This is a genomic window from Photobacterium marinum (genome assembly GCF_000331515.1).
GTDB classification, from domain to species: domain Bacteria; phylum Pseudomonadota; class Gammaproteobacteria; order Enterobacterales; family Vibrionaceae; genus Photobacterium; species Photobacterium marinum.
The window spans coordinates 1-21,930 of sequence record NZ_AMZO01000013.1 but is presented as its reverse complement, the minus strand read 5'-3'; the positions used below and the strand labels follow the sequence as shown (position 1 = coordinate 21,930).

The window sequence follows — 21,930 nt, the reverse complement described above, 5'->3', positions numbered from 1 at the left end:
TAGTTTCAAGTGACGTCAGCTAGCCATCAGGGAGTCATTGCCTCATTGGTTGAATCCACCACATCATGAATAAACTCAGAGATATCTTCACGGTTCAGCCAGTCAGGTTTTAGCCTAAAGCTGTTCCAGTCAGACAGTGATTCCCAACTATCACTCCATGGCGGACTGTTAACAGCAAGAATACCAATCAGTAAAAACTGCAGAGTACTGATCACCGGATTTCGGTTTGAACACAGTTTCAATGCCGAACCGAATGACATCTTGATTTTCCGGTTAGCCAAATCGACGCTGTAAACCTCATCAAGCAGTAAGTGAACCAATCCGCCACCAAACAAAAACAACCCTGACAACCAACTGGCAATATCACTGTAGCCAAGCAGATAAATCAGATACACCACCGCCAACGCTGACAACGCAATAAAAGCCAGAGAATGGCAACAGCCGCGGTGAACAGTTATTTTTTCCAACAAAGATTTGAAGTTGTATCGAATCGTAAAGTAACAGAACGAGGCATAAACCATCAGTTCCAGCATCGAAACGGCACGATAAATATGTCCGACGAAACTAAAGGTAAGCAGGCCGCCAAACAGCCGGAAAAGCGCACTCATTGAGGTTGAGTTGTCTGAATCAATATCAGGTAGCAATCCACCCATGGTGCCGACAAACATCAGCCACAGGGCGGTTATCGGGGCAATATGCCCCGCTGAAAGCAATGCGGTAGCCGCCAAACTACTGGTTAGCGCGGCTGATCCAAGATGCATTTTGAAATTAGCCACAAATATTCACACTGAACAAGACTGTTTTCTTCTGTTTCAGGGTAGCAACTGTGAAAACAGCCATTGTCTCTTTAACTGGATAAATAAACAGTATTATGTATCAATTCTTTGTGACATCAATAAAAATCAATAACTTCCCACAAATATGGCGTTAAGTGAATATTATTTATACATAATTGACCCGCTTCTGACAGGCATTCATGTGAGCAGATAAGCTGAGCCTGCTGAAGCACCCTACTGAGCCGCAGCTTCGCGAAGAAAATCCAGTCTCTGCTGCTCCTCCGGACTTGGCGTATAAGGTTCCTGGCTCAATGACGCTGGGTCAAAAGGCTCCAATATAATCGCATCTTGTTCACTTACCCCGAAACTGGCTTTTTCACCGGGAAACCCCGACATCTTTTCTATTACCCAGTTACGGAGCTGATAATGCCCGTCCGTACCACTCAACACGCTGTTATGAACTTTAAGCTCAAATGATTCTTGCCCCTGACCCAAGCGTGATTTGCTGTTCAGTGCAGCAATGACTTTACCGTCATTGGAATACAGATTCGCCCGAACGCGGTAAATTCCTGCCTGTTTTACATCAATCACCAGAGGGATAACCATATCCGCTCCCTGTGAAATCGGCGCACCAGCAGATAACAAATAAGCAGCCGGAACAAAGAAATTAAAATCAGTCAGCAAAATATCACTGCCCTGCTCAAAATCGACCATCGCTTTCACTCTTATTTCCTGAGGCCAGTTTTCATCAGGCGTGACAATGACAGACTTTTCTCCTGTCTGCTGAGATGCAAATACCTCCTTCGTCGTTGGCTCATAAAACTCGAAGTGAATGTTGCTAACTACCAGCTTTGTATTCAAAGTAACAGTTATCGGCTCCGGATAAAAAAACCGGAACTTATCCAACGACAAAGATGCAGTGCTGTTGCCATCCAACACCGGGACATCGACAACATTAAAACGATTAGGCTCCAGATAGCTCAGGTTGTTCTCAGAAATGGGTTGCGAATAAGGCGGAAACTTCACTTCATTTTCGTAATATTCTGATATGGCTTTAAATTGCTTGCTGACAACTTCAAGTTCAAGTTGCTTATCATTCTCTTGAGTTGCAGGAGTTTTACCCACTGCCGAATGCGGTTTAACTGCGCTAACTTCCGACTGAGCCATTGTGTTTATTTTATGCCCGGAATCCTTTAAGTCTGCTTGAGCAACAACTTCGTGTTGAGGGCTGCTATCCTCTTTGCTGTCCAAATACCAATAAGAAACTGCGGCACTGGCCAGCAATACCAAAGCCACACGAAACACAACAGGTTTTTGATCACTCATAAATTTTCTGTAATTGGTTTTATCGCCAAAAGATACTTTCTTCAAATAAGATTAGCTCTTACGAATACAGGCCAGGAAACAGAGTGCTCCCTGACCCGTATTTATGACAGTAAGTTACAGAAGCAACCCAGCTGCCAGTTGAGACATTGTCTGGTTGTCTGAACCATCGACATAGCGATAGTAATTACCTGTCAGCCAGTATTTTTCGTCAGTTGTGTTAACGTTCAATCTTGTTCCGTCAGTCAACAGAGCTTGTTGGTTAGCAGCCGTTACCTGACCACTGTGTGCACTCTTAATCAAACCACTGTGACTATAACCATCACCCATCAATAACGGGAAATGATTCGGCATAAAATCACTGACACCTTTCGCCTGTGTGCCCAGCTTACCGTCATAGTCAACACTGACTGAACAACTGCTGAAATCTCCTGCTACGCTGGCTCCACAAGATGAATGGCTAGCCACCACACCATCATCATGGCCCGGTAGGAATCCTCCGGTCAGTTTGAAATAATCTGAACCGTCACCGGTAAAACGGATCCGCGGAATACGACCGTCTGGCATCGGTGCTAACTGGCGGGCATTAGCGACCTTCAAATCGTTTAACACACCAGTATTATTACTGTCTGGAATTTCACCAAGCCACAATTTGATTGCAGATTTAAGTGCTGCGTTCATCCAGCCACTGCCTTCAGCAACACCAACGGCCAAGTCGCCTAACTCAGAACCACCACCAGCACCGGCAAAATCAAAAGTTGCCACAATATTCAGCGGCGCCATCCCAGCGTTTTCCAGCCAGTTTGCCTGATTATCCAGAACATATCTTGCAACAAGGTCACCGGTAGAATGAGTAACAAAAATACAGCCGTTGGCGCATGTCTTGTTTCGGGATAATTCCTGTAGCTTTGGCCATACATAATCAGTCGAGATCTTACCGGCAATACGTTCCTGAGATGGCCAGTCGATCCGATCATCCGCTTTCGCCAGCCAAAAATCACGCCAGTAATCCGCTCCATTTTGTTCAACCGCTTTACTGTCCGGTTTAGACTGGAGCTGGCCGGGTTGAAAACCATGAATCAGAATTATTGGATGTTCACCTATTGCTGCATTTGCAGAAAATGAGAAAGCCGCTAACGCAGTAACGATTCCCTTAGTCAGTAATTTCATTTTTGTTATTTCCGTTGTTATTGGACAAAAAAAGAGTAGAAGCTCTAATACTCTCCGGCAAATAAGAAATAACAGCAAATGACAACTTTTATAAAAAGATCACATTATCAATATCATTATGGAGTATATATTCATACCCGAATGTACAATGACCGCTTATAAACCCATCACAATAATTCCAAAATCACATTTTCAACAATATTAATTACTATCCTTTTTTATCCCTCTTCCGGTTTTTTCGGCGTTTTTAGTATCTTCTGAAATAAGCCTAAATCCAACCAACGGCCAAATTTATAACCAGCTTGGTTAATTGTCCCACTATGAATAAAGCCTAACTTCTGATGCAGGGCTATACTACCGCAGTTTTCCATATCAATCGCACCAATCATGACATGATAATCCTGCCTGTTAGCCTGTTGGATTAGCTGTTCCACCAATAACGTTGCTATGCCCTGGCCTCTGAAGTCACGGTGCAGATAAACACTATGCTCAACAGTATATTTAAACGCTGGCTGCATCCTGAAACGACCATAGGTGGCAAAACCCATTAACTGTTCTTCTTCATTCACAAGACCAATCACTGGATAATGACCTTTCTCTTTTTCCTCAAACCATAGAATCATATTTTCCATTGTTCTTAGTTTGTAATCATACAATGCGGTTGAGTTAATAATCGCATCATTAAAGATAGCTAAAATAGCTTCAGCGTGATTTTCAAAACTACAGTTTACGAATTTCATTATGTTAACAATGGCTCCTTCCATTAATGATTGCACTCAAAATTTCATACCAACTATTCACTTCTTACTACCTTGATTGAAACCTGATAATCCTGAAGCTCACCTCCAAGATACTTTATTAACAACTTTAAAGATAAAAGTGAACAATTTTCAGCCTAGATCACATCCTCAAAGTAAATAATTGCTCGCCCAACTTAAATCTACCATTCTAATAACAATAAACATGATAATCACAAAACAGCCAGGTTGATTTCATGGACAGAACGCAAATCTGGGTCAAGGCGCTACTGGAAGCAGGCAAGACCGAAATTGAACTGAACAAGATAGTTAAACAAATCGGTGAACATCTTGGTGCTGATTTAAGCCTGTTATTTTGGGGAAGCCCTCCTAATGCCGGAAAATTCTGGACACTGCGACATGGTATCGAAGAAGGTGATTACCAGTTTTATCTACGTCACAGCAATGATGATGCCTATTTGAAGCATTACATCAGCCAATCCCTGACCGGAAAAATGATACAGTTACAAGAAATGCTGCCACTAAAACATATTTATGACGGCTGGTTTCGGGAGGAAATGGTTCCACGCCTTGGTATTCGTTATTCAATCAGTGGGCTCTACCCTGTTGCTCCCGGCCAAATGCTGGCAATTACCTTTCACCGATATCAACAACCGTTCAGCCATAGAAGTAAAATGATGATGCAGCAGCTTCTGGAACAACTGGTTCCGTGGTGTCAGTATTTTATCGCCCGTGACAAACTCGAAAGCCTCTATGGCTCCTCTCCGATAACCCGAAGCATGATGAAACTACCGGAAACACTTACGCAAGCTGAGCACCATGTCGTATCCCTGCTCGCACAGGGTTATGACGGCAGTGAAATAACCGAAATGCGGGGGGTATCCAAAGAAACCACCAAATCGCAAATCAAAAGTATTTTGCGTAAAACCGATTGCAGGCATCAGAACCAGCTACTGCATAAAATTTACAGCGGCGACTGATCCAACCTCACTTTTTTTGCTGTCAAAAGCCGAGTAAATCAACCTTAAAGGGCTGAATATAAAAGCATCCGCTTATTATTCAGGGTATACTTATACCCACTAAATCCACATATTCTTGACCCAAATACGGATCGCGTCATGGAAGCAGAACAACTTGAAATACTTGGTTTTATCAGCCAGTACCCTCCTTTTGAAAGCCTGCCCGAAGAAACACAACAGCATATAGCCCTGCAGATTGAAGTTTCTTACTACCGAGCCGGTACTATGATTCTGAATTTCGGAGATGAAATCCATGACCTTTTTCTGATCCGCAGCGGCGCGGTTGAAATTTACCGCCGTAAAGGGGAACTCTACAACCGTATTGATGAAGGCGCCCTGTTCGGACAAATGGGGCTGCTGATGAACAATCGCGTCCGCATGCCGGCAAAGGCCATTGAAGACACCCTTGTTTACTGTATTCCAGAAGACTTATTTAACAGCCTTTATGACGAATTCGATAGTTTTGCCGACTTTGTCGAGGTCGAAGAAAGTGCAAGATTAAGAAACGTCGTTTCGAACCAGAGCGATGCCAACGACCTGACAACATCGAAAGTCCGCACCCTGCTGACCCGAGATCCGCTGATGATTGCTCGCGATGAATCTATTCAGGTTGCCGCGCAAACCATGGCGGAGGACAGTAGTTCATGTCTTCTAGTGGTTGATCCTGAAGCTAACAATGATGACGACGACGGTGATCATCTTGTAGGGATTATTACCGACCGTGACTTATGTACCCGGGTTCTTGCCTGCGGCATTGATGTGTCGACGCCTGTTTCTGAAGTGATGACCAACGAGGTCATTTCATTGGACTATAACGCATATGTTTTTGAAGCTATGCTGACCATGCTGCGTTATAACGTCCATCACCTTCCCGTCCTTAAAAACAGACGCCCGATAGGTATCATCGGCCTTACTGATATCGTTCGTTATGAGTCACAAAGCAGCCTGTTGCTGGTTAGTGCCATCTTCCAGCAGCAAACCGTAGAAGATCTTAAGTCTCTGTCTGAGCAGGTTAAAGACTGCTTTGTGCGCATGGTCAATGAAGATGCCAACTCCCATATGGTCGGCAGCGCAATGTCGGTTATCGGCCGTAGTTTCAAACAACGACTGGCGGAATTGGCAGAAGAAGAGCTCGGTCCTCCTCCGATCCAGTATTGCCTTGTAGCAATGGGCTCAATGGCCCGTGACGAGCAATTGATTGTTACCGATCAGGACAATGCCCTGATCCTGGATAACAGTTATGACGAGCGCATACACGGCGAGTACTTCAGTAAGCTGGCAACATTTGTCTGTGACGGCCTGGCTGCATGCGGATACAGCTATTGCGACGGCGAAGTCATGGCAACCAACCCAGAATGGCGCAAAACCCGCCAGCAATGGGAAGAATGTTTTGCCGATTGGATAGACAATCCAAAACCACAAGCGCTTCTGAACAGCTCGATCTTCTTCGACCTTGACGGTGTTTGGGGACGGGAGAAATGGGCAGAACAACTGAACAGCTTCATTGTTCGCCGTGCCCGAAGAAATAACCGATTCCTGGCTTGTCTCGCTCGTAACGCCATTCGCCGGACACCGCCGCTGGGCTTTTTCAAAGACTTCGTGATGGAGAAAGACGGACGCCACAATAACTCGATCAACCTTAAACGACGTGGCACAGCACCGCTTGCCGACTTGATCAGGGTTCATGCCCTTGCTGTCGGTTCCCGTTCTCAGAACTCCTTTGAGCGGCTGGATGATGTTATTGAAGCCGGTATTCTACCTAAAGGACGTGGACAAGATTTACGTGATGCGATGGAGTTTATCTATATGGTTCGCATCCGCCACCAAGCATTGGATATTGAAGCCGGCATTGAAGCAGACAACAGTATCGAGCCGGAAAATATGTCTGACTTCGAGCGCAGAAACCTGAAGGCGGCATTTCAAATTCTAAGTAATGCACAGAACTTCATTAAGTTCCGCTATCAGGGCAACAGACGTTAATGAACAAAGAAAATTTTGATAAGACCCGGTCACTGATTAATACCCGGAATACACCGGACTGGCCGACATTCTTTTCTACACTGCATGATAAAGCTAAGGATGCGCGATTAAAGCGTTACTACAACACAGAACTTGTCAGCGGAGATACGCCGTTAAAGGATGTCGAATTTGTTGCTCTCGATTTTGAGACTACCGGTTTGGATCCAAAGAAAGATGAAATAATCAGTATCGGGTTAGTACCGTTCGATATTAATCGCATCCGCTGCCGAGAATCAGCACACTGGGTCGTGAATCCACACCGCCCACTTAAAGAAGAATCTGTAGTAATTCATGGCATCACAGATTCAGAAGTAAGCGAAGCCCCGGACTTACTCAGAATTCTTGAAGGTGTACTTGATGCGCTGGCTGGCAAAATTGTTGTCGTTCATTATCAAAGAATCGAACGGGAATTCATGGACCAGGCACTTAAAACAAGGATTAATGAAGGTATTCGCTTCCCGGTTATTGATACACTTGCCATTGAAGCCGCTATACAACAGCGTCTCTATGGCGGTGTCTGGAACCGTTTAAAAGGAAGGAAACCGGGATCTGTACGTTTAGGCAAAGCACGCCAACGGTATGGTCTACCAGCTTACCAGCCACATCACGCGCTAACCGATGCTCTGGCGACCGCTGAACTATTACAAGCGCAAATTGCTCATTACTTTTCACCGGAAACGCCGTTATCTGAAATCTGGCAATAGCATTGTCATTGATGATACTTACCAAGATAAAAAAACGCCGCTGTAAACAGCGGCGTTTTTATTGTTATCTGATGATTGAAAAATTAATCACGAAAACGTTCAGTACTAAAGCCCATTAACAGACTAACGCACATCAGCAACAGAATGATAGTGAACGGCAATGCGGTGGAGATAGCACCGGCCTGCAAGGCTTCGATCGCTTCTGTACCACCAACGTAAAGCAGCACTGCGGCAATTGCACCTTCAATGGCAGCCCAGAATACACGCTGAGGCATTGGTGAATCCATTTTACCGCCAGCGGTAATATTATCGATCACTAGGGAGCCAGAATCTGAAGAGGTAATGAAGAATACCATGACCAATACGATCGCAATCACAGACAGTACGTTACTGAAAGGCAAAGCTTCAAACATTTCAAACATCGCCAACGAAACTGATGTCAAGCCATTCTCACCTAAACTACCAACACCATCGACAACCTGCTCAATCGCCTGACCACCAAATACAGACATCCAAATCACAGTGATCAATGTCGGAACAATCAGCACTGCAACCATAAACTCACGAATAGTACGGCCTTTAGATACACGAGCGATAAACATACCTACAAATGGTGACCATGAAATCCACCACGCCCAGTAGAATACAGTCCAACCGTGCATCCAGGTCTGATCTTCTCGTCCATGCGGGTTACTCAACGCAAAGAAGTTTTCCGCATAACCAGCCAGTGTTGTCGGGATCGAGCCCATAGAGATAGCAAAACCGACCAAAGCAACAAACACCAACAAAGCAAGTGCTACCAGCATGTTGATGTTACTTAGCAGTTTAACGCCACCGTCAATACCACGAGCAACAGAAATAACAGCCAGTAAAGTAACAACCACGATTACAGCAACTTGCAGGGAAATGCCACCCTGGAAGTTAAAGACATGCTCGATACCACTTGCAGCTTGCTGTGCCCCCAGCCCCAAAGAAGTTGCCAGACCGAACAGCGTCGCAAGAACCGCGAAGATATCAACGATATGACCAGGCCAACCCCATACACGGTCACCAAGCAGCGGATAAAAAATAGAACGAATAGAAAGAGGCAGGCCTTTATTGTAGGCAAAGAAGGCAAGAGAAAGTGCTACAACGCCATAAATGGCCCAAGGGTGGAAACCCCAGTGATACATGGTGGCACCAAGAGCAACTTTAATTGCTTCCGGTGTATTCGGCGCAACATTCAGTGGCGTTTCATACCAACCGGTGTAATAAGCAACAGGCTCGGCCACACTCCAGAACATCAAACCGATGCCCATGCCGGCAGCAAACAACATCGCCAGCCATGAAGTACGAGAATAATCAGCTTCAGCCCCTTTACCGCCAATTCTGATTTTTCCATAAGGTGAGAAAATAAGTGCCAGGCAAAAAATAACAAAAATATTTCCTGACCAAATAAAAAGAACATCGAAGCTATTAATTATGCTGTTTTTCACCCCGTTCAAGGCTGCTTTAGCCGTAACAGGATCACTAATTAATGCCGCAATCAGAAACAAAACAATCAAGCCAGCACTTGTACCAAAAACCGGATTATGAACATCAAACCCCCATTTCTGGATGTTATCCTGCCCAACCGTATAGTCAGTATTATCTATACTGTACTTATCAACTTTTTTCATCATTGAACCCTACTTGGCAAACCCTCAGCCAAGAATATTTAGCTCTATAAATAATTTTCGAACGCGCAGATCAAACCATTTCTGTAGTCAAAGTGTCAAGTTTAATTGGAAATATGCCTCTTTTGTGCACAACTCGAGCACTAAAAGCCAATTTAACCCACTTTTCAGTAATAAATTTACAAACTAATGTTTCGCACTCTAACAAAATAAGTGTAATTCAAAATAATTACGACTCTAACGATTCACTTCATCAGTTCGACTTTTACCCCAAAAAAACGCACAAAAATCTTATCCTCCTCAACAACAAACCTTGTAAAATACGGGGCAAAGAGTCACATTGAATGAATCGACATATAAAAAGCAACTAGGAAAATGATACACTGCAGAAATGTCCATATTTCCTGCAAGAAAGAACAAGAGCCATTAAGTTTGGCCTGACTGACTCAGCATTGAAATTTCCAACACGATGCATTCCTGCTCACACAGAAATGGGCCGTGTGGCTCACCAGGCGGGCGATTAGCGTAATGCCCCTGTTCCAGCCAGATATTATTGGTTTGATCGTACAATCGACCAGAGATAATAAAAACTTCCTCAGGATAGGTATGCTGATAAACACCGAAAGGTGTAGTGTCAGCTCCTGCCTTAAATCGAGTGAGACGTGTATAGTCCCCCGTTTCATTGTCCATACTCAGGGTCACCTGCTCAATCATACCGTCAGTCCCATCAACGGCATGCCAACGATTATGGCTCGCTCCTGATAATGCATTCCAATAATTGACCGCATACTTTGCCATCGGCTCGCCTCCCCGGAGCGAGATAAGTAACACCTTTATATGTCTTAAAAATAATGTAGAGCAAAACCCACCCTTCCGCCGACAAAGTTTGCTTTATCTATGAGAGTAAAGTCATCAAACAATGACATGCAGAAAAGTTTCACCACAAATTCACCAACTTTAATACTCAACGAATAGCATCTAAAACAAACCACAACAAATAAGAAATAGTCAGTACTACATAAAGGACCCCTTGTTATGAGCCAATTTGATCAAAATGTTCAAAAAACACACTTTCGCCATGAAGAGCCTGAGTTCAATAAACTATTAATACATCACTTAACCGTCGCGATTCCTGCAGTCAGCAACCGCCGGAAGTACCATTGCTTTCTTTGCAACGACTCCGATAGCCAAAGCAATTGCAGCCCAAAACAAAAATGCCTTACTCGGATTTAAAGCTGTATCTGCTTCTACCGCAGATACCATCATTGTCCTGGAAGGCTATGATTATGAAGTTCTGATTTCATGGGGTGATCCTGCCTTCAATGGCGCCCCTTCATTCAATCAAAACAATGACAGCAAAGCTCTGGCTCGTCAGTTCGGTGATAACAACGATGGCATGACTTTCTTTCAGATCAGCAAAGATCGCGCGGTATTATCAGTTAATGATGAGTACACGAACTATGAGTACCTTTTTGCCCATCAGGGGAAAAAGATGACGACCGATGATGTAAGGAAAGCTAAAGCCACTCATGGTGTGTCAATTATCGAACCGGCAAATATGAACAGTAACGGGATAGTCAATAAGAATGGTCACCTTAACTGCCGTATTACAACCAATACAGAGATGGAAATAACAGGTCCAGCTGCTGGTCACCAACTACTGAAAACCACAGACGATCCAACAGCGAACCGGCACTTGACAGTAATTACGCCCGATACGGCATTTCAGCACAAGATGCAGGTTAGCAATGGTACAAGTTCGATAAGCGATTCGATTTGGGTGAGAACATTAATTAGCCACACCGCTTTGATTGAGTTGTGGAAATCGATCCGATGAACCCAAATTCAACCCCGAAGAAGCGCACCGTGCTTGGCCATTTCAAACATGAAAATGCTGCATTGCCCCTGAATAACGACGGTCATGTAATTGTGTACCTCGGCAATGATGAGCGTGGTGAACATCTGTATAAATTCGTCTCGAAGAATAAATATGACACTTCAAAGCCACAAGCGAACCGTAACTTACTGGAAGACGGCACCCTTTATGTCGCGAAGTTTGAAGCAATAGAAGACGAACTGAAAGGAAGTGGTAAATGGGTTGAGCTGACTTGGGGTAAAAACGGCCTGACCAAAGAAAATGGCTTTGTCGATCAAGGAGAAGAGCTAATATTTGCACGTAAAGCCGCCACACTGGTTGGAGCAACAACAATGGATCGTCCGGAATGGGTAGCCGTTCATCCCCAAAACCGACATGTCGTCTGCACTCTGATTAACAATAAATACCGTGGCATAAAAGCCAACCAACCGGTTGATGCCGTCAACCCCAGGGAGAAAAAAACCTTATGGTCATATTGTTCGCTGGCAACCTTCTGGAGGCGACCATACATCCGAAAACTTTGAATGGGATTTTTACCTTATTGCTAGTAACCCGGCCGTTCCTTCTTAAAGGAGCCTCATGGGCTTTAGTTACACAAAAATTATGTAACACTATCACCCGCCAGCTAAATACTAGGCCACGTAAGCGAATTGACGTCAAAACAACACAGGAGTTCATCAATGAATACCTACCGATTTAGTCGCACTTCAAACTTGATAGTAAGAGTAGAATGTAACTGAAGTAAAGCTCAATGTTAAGTCGTTCTAAATTGTCAAGCATTAGATATCAAGTCAGTTGACCTCAACGCACAAAAATAGAAGCATTAAAGCAAATTTGATGTAGCAAAGAATCAACATGACTAACGTAACCATCAAAGATTTACCTTATCGGCTGCCAAAAACGACACAAGAACAACTAACAAAACTGGCCCAGATAACATCTATTCCTAAAAATTTATTGGTTGGCGCTGGCGAAAAAGAAGTAGAAGCTATTTGCTATATGATTCTATATCGGCACCTTAATCAACATCAACGCGGAGATGGAATGAAAGCTATTCGCTCTGTAAAGAAACGTGCCTTAGTTGGAGAGTTAATAAATCGAACTCTCGACACAACCTTTGTTAACCCACAATGGGGAATATGGTCATTAACAAATGACGAACTTAAAGCAGATATAAAATCTCATTCTCAATTAAATACTATGGCAAGTATGTTAGGACTTGGAGCATCAGCAACTAGCATTAAAGATATAGTAAAAAAACCACCAAAAAAAAGAAAATCAGCAGTGACAACTGGATCACTTTTGTAATTTTGAGATGTATTTACTTCAATGCTAAGGAACTTGAAAAGGCTACCACTGAAAAAGACCATCGCTCAACATTAAACACATCAAGGTTTTTTCAATCATGAAAAATCAGATAATTGGAATAACCACCTTGATTGCAATATTGTCAGCAATGATCTGGCGCTGGGAAACAGCTGACAATGAATTAAAAAATCTAATATTTTACCTTTTACTCGTTATTACTATCGGACAAAACATCTGGCATTCACTTAAAGATTTAAAGAAATAAAATCATCAAATAATTTGATTACACTGCTCATGAATTTCTGTAAATCATGAGCAGTTTCAGATATAGCGACGGTACTGCTAACGCCTGCGATAAGGTGTGCCCCACTGAGCCAGCAAAGCACATTTAACTCCACACCAAAACCGCCGAGTGTAACGGTCACCTTGATTGCCTTGTTACATTCGTCCGGTTTGAATTAGCTTCATGAGTTACGTTTAGGTTTCATTTTGCTTAAAACTCGCCCAATTACAGAAAGTATAAATACTTGAAGTGACGATATATACCCATGATAAAAATACCACTCTCCTTTTTCATCCATTACAGAATTTCTAAAAGATGGTTCTGAGTACAGATCATAAACACCCAAAAACATAAAAATAGTCACAAGCAGGCCAAAATAATGGAAGTATCGCAACTTATATGATGCTACAAGAAACAATAACCCAATAATGATACTTGTTAACCAAAAGCTTCCGTAAGATGGAGTCTTATCTGACAACTCACCAAAAGTAACACTTGGAAAAATAACGAACAAAAGATATAAATACTTTTTCATTCAATCACTTCCACGTCAATTTTGACTTTACTAGATTTTATATAACTAAGTATCTTATCTGTATTTTGATTACCTAAAACGCCCCCGCCAATATCAATACATCCCGCAGACCCTTTCATATCACCACCATGAAGGAAAAAGTTATCTCTACCGAATGTCTTCGTTGTCGGTTTTGGATGAAGTCGTATACGCCAATCTCCCCAATCACCTTGAGTGCGTCTAGCTAAATCCCGATCAAATGAGGGTCACTCAATTCTTTTGGATTGATATAATACATTCCAACTGGCAATGATCCTTCATAAGACTTAGCCTGACATGCCTTCGAAGCCTTATTTAAACAAGCACCACGCCCACTAGTTGCATTTACAACCATTAAGAAACACGGTGTTGCTAATGATAATTTTCCTTTTTCGATACTAAAGATAATTTTCATAGATTCACCTACGAAATACTAAAACTAACAGATGAAAATACTCATTAATAGAGAAAGGTAAAGCTGTGTGGCGATATAAATAAATATCTTGAGAGTCACTTCGCATGTAACGCCTGGCACTCAGTAGTAATCCCCAAAAAATTCCTTTACTGTTCAATAAGTAGACACGCTCCTTGCCTTCTGATCTAATGGATTCACCACAATAAAAAGAAGAAAACAAGATGCGTGATATTCAAATACTACACGACTCCCTTAGTGAACAATGCCCGAACATTCACAAAAAGCGACTCCACTCACTGATGGATTCGGTGAAAGCTCTGCTAAATAACGATGCGCTGACCCTAACCTCGCTTGGCAGATCTCTTCCTTCTAAAGCCAAAGCCAAGCACTGTATAAAGCGGGTTGATCGTTTATTGGGTAATTGTCATCTACACCGAGACAAGCTAGATATTTATCGCTGGCACTGCCACACAGTTTGCTCAGTTAACCCGCAGCCAATCGTCCTCGTCGACTGGGCTGATATCCGGGAATATAAACGCCTCATGGTACTCAGGGCATCCGTTGCTGTAGATGGTCGTTCGGTCACCCTATTTGAGCAATCATTTACCTTTAAACAGTACAACTCTCCCCGCAGTCACCAAACATTTCTTGATAACTTTAAAGCCGTTTTACCCTCGCATGTCATACCAATTATTGTCACTGATGCTGGTTTTCGGAACACCTGATTTCGGCAGGTAGAGGCGATGGGGTGGTGCTATCCTGGACACGTTCGCACAGATGTAAATACATTTTATAACAAACAGTGACATCACATTAAGCAACAGTTTAAAAGGCAAATAATAAACCCAAGTACATTGGATTGACCCAACTGGCCAAACGAAAACCATTACTCTGCCACCTGCATCTCTTCAAGAAACAAACGGTTAAAAAACGCAAAAACAGGCACAGAGACCGAGAGCACTTCACTGCACAAGCCGTTCATAGAAAATCAGCAAAGGAACCTTGGCTACTCGCCACTAACATCCCAACTGACATCTTCTCCTCCCGCTGTATCGTCCGAATCTATGAAAAGCGCATGCAAATTGAAGAGACTTTCCGGGATCTACGAAGCCTGCAATACGGCTTCGATCCGCGTCAAAGCCGAACCAACGACACAAAGCGTCTCGATATCCTATTACTGATCGGCCTTCTCTCTTTGCATGGTCTATTGGTGGTTCGGCATTGCTGCCGAACATGCTGGTTGGCACCGCCACTTCCAGGCTAATACGCTAAAAAAACGACGCGTATTATCGTTCGTCAGGCTCGGCAAAGAAGTCTTTCGAAGGCTGGAATATCACATTACAGATTCAACATTACGTTGGGCACAACAAGAATTAACTATGATGGCGAGGAGCAATTATCATGCGTGAAATTTATGGGGATCCTACAGCGCCGGGCATAAGGTGCGCCACGACTAACCAACCAAGCGCACCAAACTCCATACCAAAACTGCCGAGTGTAACAAGTCACCTTGATGCCTTTGTTAGGCATTTCCATGTGCGCTGTCCTAACATGGGTGGTGAACGATCAACGCATCCCGTCCTCGAACCAGTTATATCGCCCGAGAAGTTCGGCTAAATAGCCGCTAAGCTTGATCCGCAGACATTAAAGCGAACACCACGTTGCCTGTGCTTTTAAGCCATAACGCCTGCCATAAGTTGCCCGCTCCATAACAAAACCGACCACCATAAACACAAAAGCCAAATCATACCCAAAATGCCACGAGGAAAGGGTCGACTTGATGGCCTTGTTATGCGAGAGTTGTCTAAATTAAACACTAAACAGCTCCAGGTAATCAGCTAATGCGAGTAAAGGTAATGAGACCCCAGTAAACATTAATAACCAGTAAAAGACAAAAGCCAACAATCGATCAAACCTAGTAGTATTTTCAATTAAAACTTTTCGATCCGCATATAAAGGTGATAAAGAACTACGTCTTAATTTACGTATGACGTACGTAGGTAAAGATAAAGCCTGAGCTACATTTATAATATCCCAGCCGCTAGCGTATTCGATGCCTAAACTATCTTTTGTATTTTTGTTCCGCCTCAATTTTCTAACCGTTATCTGGCCAAATGCAATGTAAAGCACCATACAAATAAAACTATTCAATAATAATACAGCAAATATTAATGATTCGATTGAACTCATAAACCTAACCATCTCATAATTTGATCATAGGTGTCACCAGAGTTTTCTTTCACATAGCTATTAACACCCATTGATACACCTGCTGAAACTCCTGCAACAGCAACACCACCAACGATCAATCCAACCCAACCGATAGGAGTCGCGACAACCAAGAAACCTAGTGCAGCTGTTCCAACATTTACTGCAGCAGTACCAGCTATGGCACTAGTAGCAAAACTAGTAGACTCAATAAATAGCTCTCTCTCCCAATTGTCTCCAGCCACATAACTAGTATGAATATTACCAACCCTACTGCCAAAATCGATCACAGCTAACCCATTACCCAATAGTTTTGTATGCTTGGTAAATCGAATTAGATTGTTAGCTTGTACATCATTAACAAGGTTTAATTTAGCTACATTGCGGCTGCTACGTATTATATTTGCAGCTCGTACTGGATTAGTTAAAGGAGTTCCTTTTCTTGAACGAGATTTTGCCGAAACAACAGATAATTCATGTTGAAAACTTTTTTGCATTTTATTAAATGCACGGTAAGCTTTTTGCTTTGCTGTATTTCTTAAAACCGAATGTGATTTTAATGTTTTTTGATACTCCATAAGTGCATTTTGATAACTTTTAACATCGCCAACAAAGCCGCCAACTCTATTAGCATATACACTGGTTGAAGCGCCAAGCAACCCGACATTATATTCAGACAATTTAGCTGTAACATCAGATACATTGACTACATTTGTCACTACCTAACGATAATGACAAATGAGTTAAGTTACGTGAAATAGTTTTTGGCCTTAAGTAAGTCAGTAGCTTTTTGCTAGTTGCGGATAACTCACCTAAAGCATATGGTGAATAGGCTTCAATATTCTTAATTTCATTACTATGACCATTTGCCGTAATATCAATGCCGCAGTTCTTCTCTAAAGCTTCCAAACTTAGAGGTTGATTACAAAGGATTATTTCACTCATTTAACACCCATAATTCGTATTGGTTAATATCTAGAAATCACACTACCCAATAGTAATACCAGTGCATAAAAACAATCCTCAACTCCTTTCAATTTTCGCATTCACAACTCAATTTTTGAAAGGTAATTTCATTGCTTACATTCACCTCGCATAACGCTGGGCATAAGGTGCGCCACGGCCAACTCACCAAGCCCACTAAACTCCATACTAAAAATGCTGAGTGATGCCTTTGTTATGCCGCACCAAGAATACTTCCCTAACCTGGCAGCAAAACAAGCAACGCGCAACGTGCTTGCGACAGAACTCACAGCAATCACCAACTTCAATATTCCTACTGAATTATCTGCGACTTTAAGCACACAGGATTTGCATGACAACAAATGCGGAGTTACACAGGCTGCAAGCACTAAACTGATAGCCGAGGGAGTCACCGCTTCAAACAAAGGACATCGCGTGTTGAACTGAAGCCAAACAACTCGATGCTGATGGCAACAAATACACTAACAACTGACATTTCGACGCCCCCAAGGAGCAGCCGGTTGATGAACGAAATTGCCTGAGGGTTGGTGTTCTTGAACACCGAAGCATTTGAGTGAAAAACACTTAGCTTTTAGGGGCATAAGGTACGCCACGACTAACCTACCAAGCGCACCAAACTCCTTACCAAAACCGCCGAGTGTAACAAAGTCACCTTGATGCCTTTGTTATGTGATTACTCGTAAATTACTTCCCGTTTAGATACCAAACAAATATCCCCCCTCTTGAGAGGATAAATACGCATATATCGAACCATCATCATTTGTCAATGAAATACTGTTGTTTTGCATATTGCCCACATACGTCCAATCTGAAAAGGATTCTTCACGTAACTTTTTACATGTCTCTACGTACGTTGCATCACATTTACCTAATGACGTAGGAGCGACTACAACACTGACATGAGAGTCTCCAACTGTGTATACCTCTGTACTAAAAGTTGCATACAATCGACTGTCAGGCTGATCGATATTATAATTAGCGAGCGTACTATGAAGACCATCTTCAAGAACAAAGTCTCCCACAGCTTTAAGAAGGGCTTCACACTTTTCTATACCGTGTTCGGCAGCCTGTTTAACGAGAGCAGTTGGTTCTGCTAACGCAGCATTAGAAGCTAACAAAAAAGAAAGCACCATGGCATTCTTTAGATACATAAGTCACATCCATTAAAATAAGAATTATTATTTTAAATCGATAATGTTAACCTTATCAACATAATTGACTCACATAACGCCTGCAATAAGGTGTGCCCCACTGAGCCAGCAGAGCACACTTAACTCCATACCAAAACCGCTGAGTGTCCAGAATCACCTTGATTGCTTTGTTAAATTTCTAAAGTCGCCTTCTCAAAACGAACACTGCTACACCTCCTACGATGGTCTCTATAATGATGAATATACTAAACCAATAAGTTGTATAGTCATCTGGATTTAAAGAAACATGAAACAAGTTTAAAGCTGCATCAATTATGAATAGATAAATAACCCATACAGCAGAACAAATGACTATCAAACAAATTAAAATTTTCATCCACTTTTTCATTTTATAGACCAAAACCATATTTCTTTAGATTTACCGTAATTCTCACCTGCATTAAACATTGGGGAAATAACAAACCATGTTCGCCAATCGGTTAAACGCGAACCATTCCATAGATCAATATGATCACCCGTTCTATTTCTAAACAATTCATGGTTACGCGCCCAGAAATCCTTAAAGAAAACAATTCCGGTCTTTCCAGAAAGTTCTCGTGAAAAATTACTAAATAGCTGCTCGTAATAGTAGATCACCAGAAATAAGGGAACTCAGTCCAATTTGTGCGATCTGATCAGTTGTCAGACATAAACAAATCCACGAAGAGGACTGAGCCATGCAAATCATAGCACCGATCCCTCGACCAGAACGTCGAAGAATGCACAAAGCGATTCAATCGACATCCGATAAAGGTTTTGCTCGACGTCTAATCGCTCTTCTTGCTCTCCATGAAGGAAAAAATATCGTCGAAGTTCATAAGATTATTGGCGCTGCTCGTTCTTCCATCGGTCGATGGATTAACTGGTATACCAAGTGTGGAATCGACGGACTAAAATCGTTACCTGTTGGTCGACCCAGCCATCTACCTATGAATGAAATGCTTATCATGCTCACAGTACTCATTCAGTTATCACCTCAAGATTTGGGCTACCAACGGAGTCGTTGGAGCACTGAGTTGCTGACCATAGAACTCAACCGACTTTTCAGCTCGTCAGTCGCGGCTTCAACTGTTCGTCGATGGTTGCCAAAGGCTGGTATTGTCTGGCGACGTGCAGCACCAACTCTTTGTATATGCGACCCACATCGTGCTGAAAAGCTGGAAAAAATCACTCAAGCATTAGAAAACTGCTCAGCAAGAAACCCCGTCTTTTATGACGATGAAGCCGATATCGACTTAAACCCAAAAATAGGAGCAGACTGGTGTATGAAAGGCCAACAAAAGCGAGTTGTAACACCTGGCTGCAATGAGAAACATTACCTTGCTGGAGCACTGAATGCCACAACAGGTAAAGTCCTATATGTGAGTAGCCTCAGAAAAAACTCGAAACTATTTATAGCCATGCTGTAAAAGCTTAAGCGACACTATCGTGGCGCTAAAACCATTACCTTAATACTGGATAATTACATCATCCATAAAAGCCGAGAAACACTGGCGTGGTTAAGCAAAAATCCGAAGTTCATTCTGCTGTTCCAGCCCGTGTATTCACCTTGGATAAACGTAATCGAACGCTTGTGGAATGCACTTCATGAAACGGTGACGCGCAATCACAGATGCAAATACATGTGGGCACTTTTACAACGAGTAAAACGCTTTATGGATAACGTATCACCATTTCCTGGAGGTGGGCATGGGCTTCAAAAAATGTAGCAGTATTAGGATCAGCTATTTAGCTATTGCAAACCAAAACACCAACATCGCCACTGTATTTGATCTCATTTCTTTCATCCTTGAATACTACTTTCTTTAAATTGTGGCATAACGCCTGCGATAAGGTGCGCCCCGCTTAACCAGCAAAACACACTAAACCCCTGACCAAAACCGCCGAGTGTAACGCGTCACCTTGATGCCTTTGTTATGTGGCTGATTTTTAAAGACTATAGATAAACGGAAGCACCTAAGATTATTAGCCTTAAGTGCTTCTTCTGACAAACACGATTACAAGAAACCGAGTTTTATAACTTCATATGTAAGATAGGAAATGGTTTACCCATATCATCTAAAGGTGAGCGCGAGACTACTTTAAACCCCACGTGTTGGTAGAAACCAACGGCTTGAGGATTTTGTTCATTTACGTCAACACTAGTAGCTGCAAGTTTATTAACTGCATATGATAACAGTAGCTTTCCAACACCCTGTCCTCTAGCCTCGTTTAGAATGAATAGCATCTCGATTTTTTGCTCATGTACGCCAAGAAAACCGATAATTGCACCAAATTCATTCTTAACACAACGTAGAGTTACTGCAGGGAACGCATGCTCAATGATAATAGGTTTGAAAAACTCTATGTCCTCATCAGTGATGAAGTCATGGGTTGCTCGGACTGAATTTTCCCAAACCTTAAGCATTTCTGCATAATTTTCAGAAAGCACATTTTCAACAATCATAAAATTCTCATTTAAGTCTTATATTACTGACATGTGCAGCCGCGAAACCGCATTTTACGCAATCAATGCTGAATGTACACTAACTTGTGGGCCACATAACGCCTGCGATAAGGTGCCCCTCACTAAACCAGCAAAGCGTACCGAACTTCATACCAAAACTGCCGAATGTCCAGCATCACCTTGATTGCTTTGTTAACTGCCAAACCACATTGATATGTATGGAGAAATCAGTGAAGCAACAATCAAACACAAAACAGTTAAGGAAATAATGATTCTTTGCTTTTTTATAAGATCTCTTATTGATACATAGGTGGCAAGAGCTAAAAGCATTACATGTATGTAATCTCCAAAATATCTCCATGACACCAACACAAGAACTGAGCAACTAACACCTGTTTACAGAAGCAATATACGGTCTTTTAACCAATTAATATCCATACAATAAATTCCATTGACATGAACAGGTTACATAGTTCCAGTTCATTTTCCTTATCATAATGGTAGTTTCTTTGAATGTGCTTACGTTTGTTTCGATTAATCTTGATTAGCTGTCACTTTCACTCAGGCAGTTAACGCCAGCCATAAGGTGCGCCCCACTGAACTCACCAAGCCAACTGAACTTCAAACCAAAACTGCCGAGTGTAAAGCGTCACACTTGATGGCCTTGTTAGCTCTTGCTATACGCTTTCATTGCTTGAAGACACTTCAATTGATGGAATGACGTATTTTACAAATAACACAGATGCTAAGAGTGCGGCGAGGTTAACCCCAATAACAATCACTTGCCCACCGTCCAGGAAACCTAAGCTGAACTTAGACCCAATCTTGACGGAAAAATAAAAGTTCTGCAGGGTGCTGTAGATAAAATCAAGGTGAAATCCAGATGCTACTTGATAGGTAATTACTGGCAAAGAAACTACTGGTATCTGAAGCAATTGAATAGTTAATGCTTGATACATCACCTTTCTAGATCTTTTACCTTCTAAAACGAGAACTCCTATGATTGTTGACCATATATAAAAAATACAGATAGCTAAAAGAAGAGCCCATTGCGCTAATTCTAGTTGTTGAGAGAAGTAGCCAACAACTGTAGCTAATCCAAGCACCCCACCACCAACCAAGGCAATACCAATGTATCTTCTAATCCATAGTTCCAAAACAAAATTCCTATTTACTACAAAAATAAAAATTTAACTCGGTGAGCTAACGCCTGCAATAAGGTGTGCCCCACTGAACCAACAAA

At 42.3% G+C, this 21,930-nt stretch carries 22 protein-coding genes and 3 pseudogenes; 8 read left to right on the top strand and 17 right to left on the bottom strand.

Annotated elements, in window-relative coordinates; genetic code table 11:
• Positions 1-26 precede the first annotated feature (26 nt).
• The 4 genes from C942_RS09335 to C942_RS09320 all read right to left on the bottom strand — a co-directional run bounded on the left by C942_RS09335 (position 27) and on the right by C942_RS09320 (position 4,009).
• Positions 27-776 (bottom strand): metal-dependent hydrolase, encoded by a 750-nt coding sequence (locus C942_RS09335; protein ID WP_036799458.1) that lies wholly within the window; start codon positions 774-776, stop codon positions 27-29.
• Between the two features lie 234 nt (positions 777-1,010).
• The gene (locus C942_RS09330) at positions 1,011-2,102 is read right to left on the bottom strand and encodes a hypothetical protein (RefSeq protein ID WP_007465018.1); all 1,092 of its coding nucleotides are present in this window, start codon (positions 2,100-2,102) and stop codon (positions 1,011-1,013) included.
• 114 nt (positions 2,103-2,216) lie between these two features.
• A complete protein-coding gene (locus tag C942_RS09325; protein ID WP_007465016.1) occupies positions 2,217-3,269 on the bottom strand; it encodes a hypothetical protein in 1,053 nt (350 codons plus the stop codon).
• A 218-nt stretch (positions 3,270-3,487) separates the two neighbouring features.
• Positions 3,488-4,009, bottom strand: a complete 522-nt coding sequence (locus C942_RS09320) for a GNAT family N-acetyltransferase (RefSeq protein WP_036799455.1) — start codon at positions 4,007-4,009, stop codon at positions 3,488-3,490.
• Between the two features lie 254 nt (positions 4,010-4,263).
• Here C942_RS09320 and C942_RS09315 point away from each other — a divergent pair, with 254 nt between their 5' ends.
• From C942_RS09315 to C942_RS09305, 3 genes are all read left to right on the top strand, one after another.
• Complete coding sequence (locus C942_RS09315) at positions 4,264-5,007, top strand: helix-turn-helix transcriptional regulator (RefSeq protein WP_007465011.1); 744 nt, start codon at positions 4,264-4,266, stop codon at positions 5,005-5,007.
• A 138-nt stretch (positions 5,008-5,145) separates the two neighbouring features.
• Complete coding sequence (locus C942_RS09310; protein WP_007465009.1) at positions 5,146-7,026, top strand: DUF294 nucleotidyltransferase-like domain-containing protein; 1,881 nt, start codon at positions 5,146-5,148, stop codon at positions 7,024-7,026.
• Positions 7,026-7,769, top strand: a complete 744-nt coding sequence (locus tag C942_RS09305) for a 3'-5' exonuclease (RefSeq protein WP_007465007.1) — start codon at positions 7,026-7,028, stop codon at positions 7,767-7,769. The genes C942_RS09310 and C942_RS09305 overlap by 1 nt, the downstream gene beginning before the upstream one ends.
• An 83-nt stretch (positions 7,770-7,852) precedes the next feature.
• Here C942_RS09305 and C942_RS09300 read toward each other — a convergent pair whose 3' ends face one another.
• Positions 7,853-9,430 (bottom strand): BCCT family transporter, encoded by a 1,578-nt coding sequence (locus tag C942_RS09300; RefSeq protein ID WP_036799451.1) that lies wholly within the window; start codon positions 9,428-9,430, stop codon positions 7,853-7,855.
• A 420-nt stretch (positions 9,431-9,850) separates the two neighbouring features.
• Positions 9,851-10,222: a cupin domain-containing protein gene (locus C942_RS09295; protein WP_007465002.1), complete on the bottom strand. Its 372-nt coding sequence runs from the start codon at positions 10,220-10,222 to the stop codon at positions 9,851-9,853.
• Positions 10,223-10,459: 237 nt separating this feature from the next.
• Here C942_RS09295 and C942_RS24635 point away from each other — a divergent pair.
• A pseudogene (locus C942_RS24635) lies at positions 10,460-11,861 on the top strand (PhoX family protein); the annotation flags it as partial.
• 294 nt (positions 11,862-12,155) lie between these two features.
• Positions 12,156-12,608 carry a hypothetical protein gene (locus C942_RS09285; protein ID WP_036799448.1) on the top strand — a complete coding sequence of 151 codons (453 nt, stop codon included), beginning with the start codon at positions 12,156-12,158 and terminating at the stop codon, positions 12,606-12,608.
• Positions 12,609-12,853: 245 nt separating this feature from the next.
• Here the strand turns inward: C942_RS09285 and C942_RS25055 are convergent, their stop codons facing one another.
• The 4 genes from C942_RS25055 to C942_RS25050 all read right to left on the bottom strand — a co-directional run bounded on the left by C942_RS25055 (position 12,854) and on the right by C942_RS25050 (position 13,859).
• Complete coding sequence (locus C942_RS25055; protein ID WP_157372598.1) at positions 12,854-13,033, bottom strand: hypothetical protein; 180 nt, start codon at positions 13,031-13,033, stop codon at positions 12,854-12,856.
• A gap of 39 nt (positions 13,034-13,072) precedes the next feature.
• Positions 13,073-13,426: a hypothetical protein gene (locus C942_RS09280; protein WP_036799446.1), complete on the bottom strand. Its 354-nt coding sequence runs from the start codon at positions 13,424-13,426 to the stop codon at positions 13,073-13,075.
• Complete coding sequence (locus C942_RS25615; RefSeq protein ID WP_269744764.1) at positions 13,423-13,545, bottom strand: hypothetical protein; 123 nt, start codon at positions 13,543-13,545, stop codon at positions 13,423-13,425. Before C942_RS25615 ends, C942_RS09280 begins: the two co-directional genes overlap by 4 nt.
• A 104-nt stretch (positions 13,546-13,649) precedes the next feature.
• Positions 13,650-13,859, bottom strand: coding sequence for a hypothetical protein (locus tag C942_RS25050; protein ID WP_157372597.1), 210 nt, complete (start codon positions 13,857-13,859; stop codon positions 13,650-13,652).
• Between the two features lie 221 nt (positions 13,860-14,080).
• Here C942_RS25050 and C942_RS09275 point away from each other — a divergent pair.
• Positions 14,081-15,268 (top strand): annotated as a pseudogene (locus tag C942_RS09275) (IS4 family transposase).
• A 400-nt stretch (positions 15,269-15,668) separates the two neighbouring features.
• Here C942_RS09275 and C942_RS09270 read toward each other — a convergent pair.
• Genes C942_RS09270 through C942_RS25500 form a run of 3 tightly spaced genes read right to left on the bottom strand, consistent with a single transcriptional unit; the run spans position 15,669 to position 17,012 of the window.
• Positions 15,669-16,049, bottom strand: coding sequence for a hypothetical protein (locus C942_RS09270; RefSeq protein ID WP_036799485.1), 381 nt, complete (start codon positions 16,047-16,049; stop codon positions 15,669-15,671).
• Complete coding sequence (locus tag C942_RS25320) at positions 16,046-16,786, bottom strand: hypothetical protein (RefSeq protein ID WP_007464996.1); 741 nt, start codon at positions 16,784-16,786, stop codon at positions 16,046-16,048. Before C942_RS25320 ends, C942_RS09270 begins: the two co-directional genes overlap by 4 nt.
• Complete coding sequence (locus C942_RS25500; RefSeq protein ID WP_157372596.1) at positions 16,761-17,012, bottom strand: hypothetical protein; 252 nt, start codon at positions 17,010-17,012, stop codon at positions 16,761-16,763. Before C942_RS25500 ends, C942_RS25320 begins: the two co-directional genes overlap by 26 nt.
• A gap of 234 nt (positions 17,013-17,246) precedes the next feature.
• Between C942_RS25500 and C942_RS09260 the strand changes: the two genes are divergently transcribed.
• Positions 17,247-17,477 carry a hypothetical protein gene (locus C942_RS09260; protein ID WP_157372595.1) on the top strand — a complete coding sequence of 77 codons (231 nt, stop codon included), beginning with the start codon at positions 17,247-17,249 and terminating at the stop codon, positions 17,475-17,477.
• Positions 17,478-17,746: 269 nt separating this feature from the next.
• On the opposite strand, the gene C942_RS09255 is transcribed toward C942_RS09260, so the two are convergent.
• Both C942_RS09255 and C942_RS25740 read right to left on the bottom strand, forming a co-directional pair.
• The gene (locus C942_RS09255) at positions 17,747-18,202 is read right to left on the bottom strand and encodes a hypothetical protein (RefSeq protein ID WP_036799443.1); all 456 of its coding nucleotides are present in this window, start codon (positions 18,200-18,202) and stop codon (positions 17,747-17,749) included.
• A gap of 384 nt (positions 18,203-18,586) precedes the next feature.
• Positions 18,587-18,838, bottom strand: a complete 252-nt coding sequence (locus C942_RS25740; RefSeq protein ID WP_157372594.1) for a T6SS effector amidase Tae4 family protein — start codon at positions 18,836-18,838, stop codon at positions 18,587-18,589.
• Between the two features lie 80 nt (positions 18,839-18,918).
• Here C942_RS25740 and C942_RS09245 point away from each other — a divergent pair.
• Positions 18,919-19,950, top strand: a pseudogene (locus tag C942_RS09245) (IS630 family transposase).
• A gap of 305 nt (positions 19,951-20,255) precedes the next feature.
• On the opposite strand, the gene C942_RS09240 reads toward C942_RS09245, so the two are convergent.
• Positions 20,256-20,687, bottom strand: coding sequence for a GNAT family N-acetyltransferase (locus tag C942_RS09240; protein ID WP_007464985.1), 432 nt, complete (start codon positions 20,685-20,687; stop codon positions 20,256-20,258).
• 677 nt (positions 20,688-21,364) lie between these two features.
• Complete coding sequence (locus C942_RS09235) at positions 21,365-21,844, bottom strand: hypothetical protein (RefSeq protein ID WP_036799437.1); 480 nt, start codon at positions 21,842-21,844, stop codon at positions 21,365-21,367.
• Positions 21,845-21,930 lie beyond the last annotated feature (86 nt).

Bases quoted from the DNA above. Each gene is read 5' to 3' on its own strand.
- C942_RS09330 (WP_007465018.1), bottom strand. From the start codon at position 2,102: ATGAGTGATCAAAAACCTGTTGTGTTTCGTGTGGCTTTGGTATTGCTG.
- C942_RS09325 (WP_007465016.1), bottom strand. From the start codon at position 3,269: ATGAAATTACTGACTAAGGGAATCGTTACTGCGTTAGCGGCTTTCTCA.
- C942_RS09320 (WP_036799455.1), bottom strand. From the start codon at position 4,009: ATGAAATTCGTAAACTGTAGTTTTGAAAATCACGCTGAAGCTATTTTA.
- C942_RS09315 (WP_007465011.1), top strand. From the start codon at position 4,264: ATGGACAGAACGCAAATCTGGGTCAAGGCGCTACTGGAAGCAGGCAAG.
- C942_RS09310 (WP_007465009.1), top strand. From the start codon at position 5,146: ATGGAAGCAGAACAACTTGAAATACTTGGTTTTATCAGCCAGTACCCT.
- C942_RS09305 (WP_007465007.1), top strand. From the start codon at position 7,026: ATGAACAAAGAAAATTTTGATAAGACCCGGTCACTGATTAATACCCGG.
- C942_RS09300 (WP_036799451.1), bottom strand. From the start codon at position 9,430: ATGATGAAAAAAGTTGATAAGTACAGTATAGATAATACTGACTATACG.
- C942_RS09295 (WP_007465002.1), bottom strand. From the start codon at position 10,222: ATGGCAAAGTATGCGGTCAATTATTGGAATGCATTATCAGGAGCGAGC.
- C942_RS09285 (WP_036799448.1), top strand. From the start codon at position 12,156: ATGACTAACGTAACCATCAAAGATTTACCTTATCGGCTGCCAAAAACG.
- C942_RS09280 (WP_036799446.1), bottom strand. From the start codon at position 13,426: ATGAAAAAGTATTTATATCTTTTGTTCGTTATTTTTCCAAGTGTTACT.
- C942_RS25615 (WP_269744764.1), bottom strand. From the start codon at position 13,545: ATGAAAGGGTCTGCGGGATGTATTGATATTGGCGGGGGCGTTTTAGGT.
- C942_RS25050 (WP_157372597.1), bottom strand. From the start codon at position 13,859: ATGAAAATTATCTTTAGTATCGAAAAAGGAAAATTATCATTAGCAACA.
- C942_RS09270 (WP_036799485.1), bottom strand. From the start codon at position 16,049: ATGAGTTCAATCGAATCATTAATATTTGCTGTATTATTATTGAATAGT.
- C942_RS25500 (WP_157372596.1), bottom strand. From the start codon at position 17,012: ATGAGTGAAATAATCCTTTGTAATCAACCTCTAAGTTTGGAAGCTTTA.
- C942_RS09260 (WP_157372595.1), top strand. From the start codon at position 17,247: ATGCCGCACCAAGAATACTTCCCTAACCTGGCAGCAAAACAAGCAACG.
- C942_RS09255 (WP_036799443.1), bottom strand. From the start codon at position 18,202: ATGTATCTAAAGAATGCCATGGTGCTTTCTTTTTTGTTAGCTTCTAAT.
- C942_RS09240 (WP_007464985.1), bottom strand. From the start codon at position 20,687: ATGATTGTTGAAAATGTGCTTTCTGAAAATTATGCAGAAATGCTTAAG.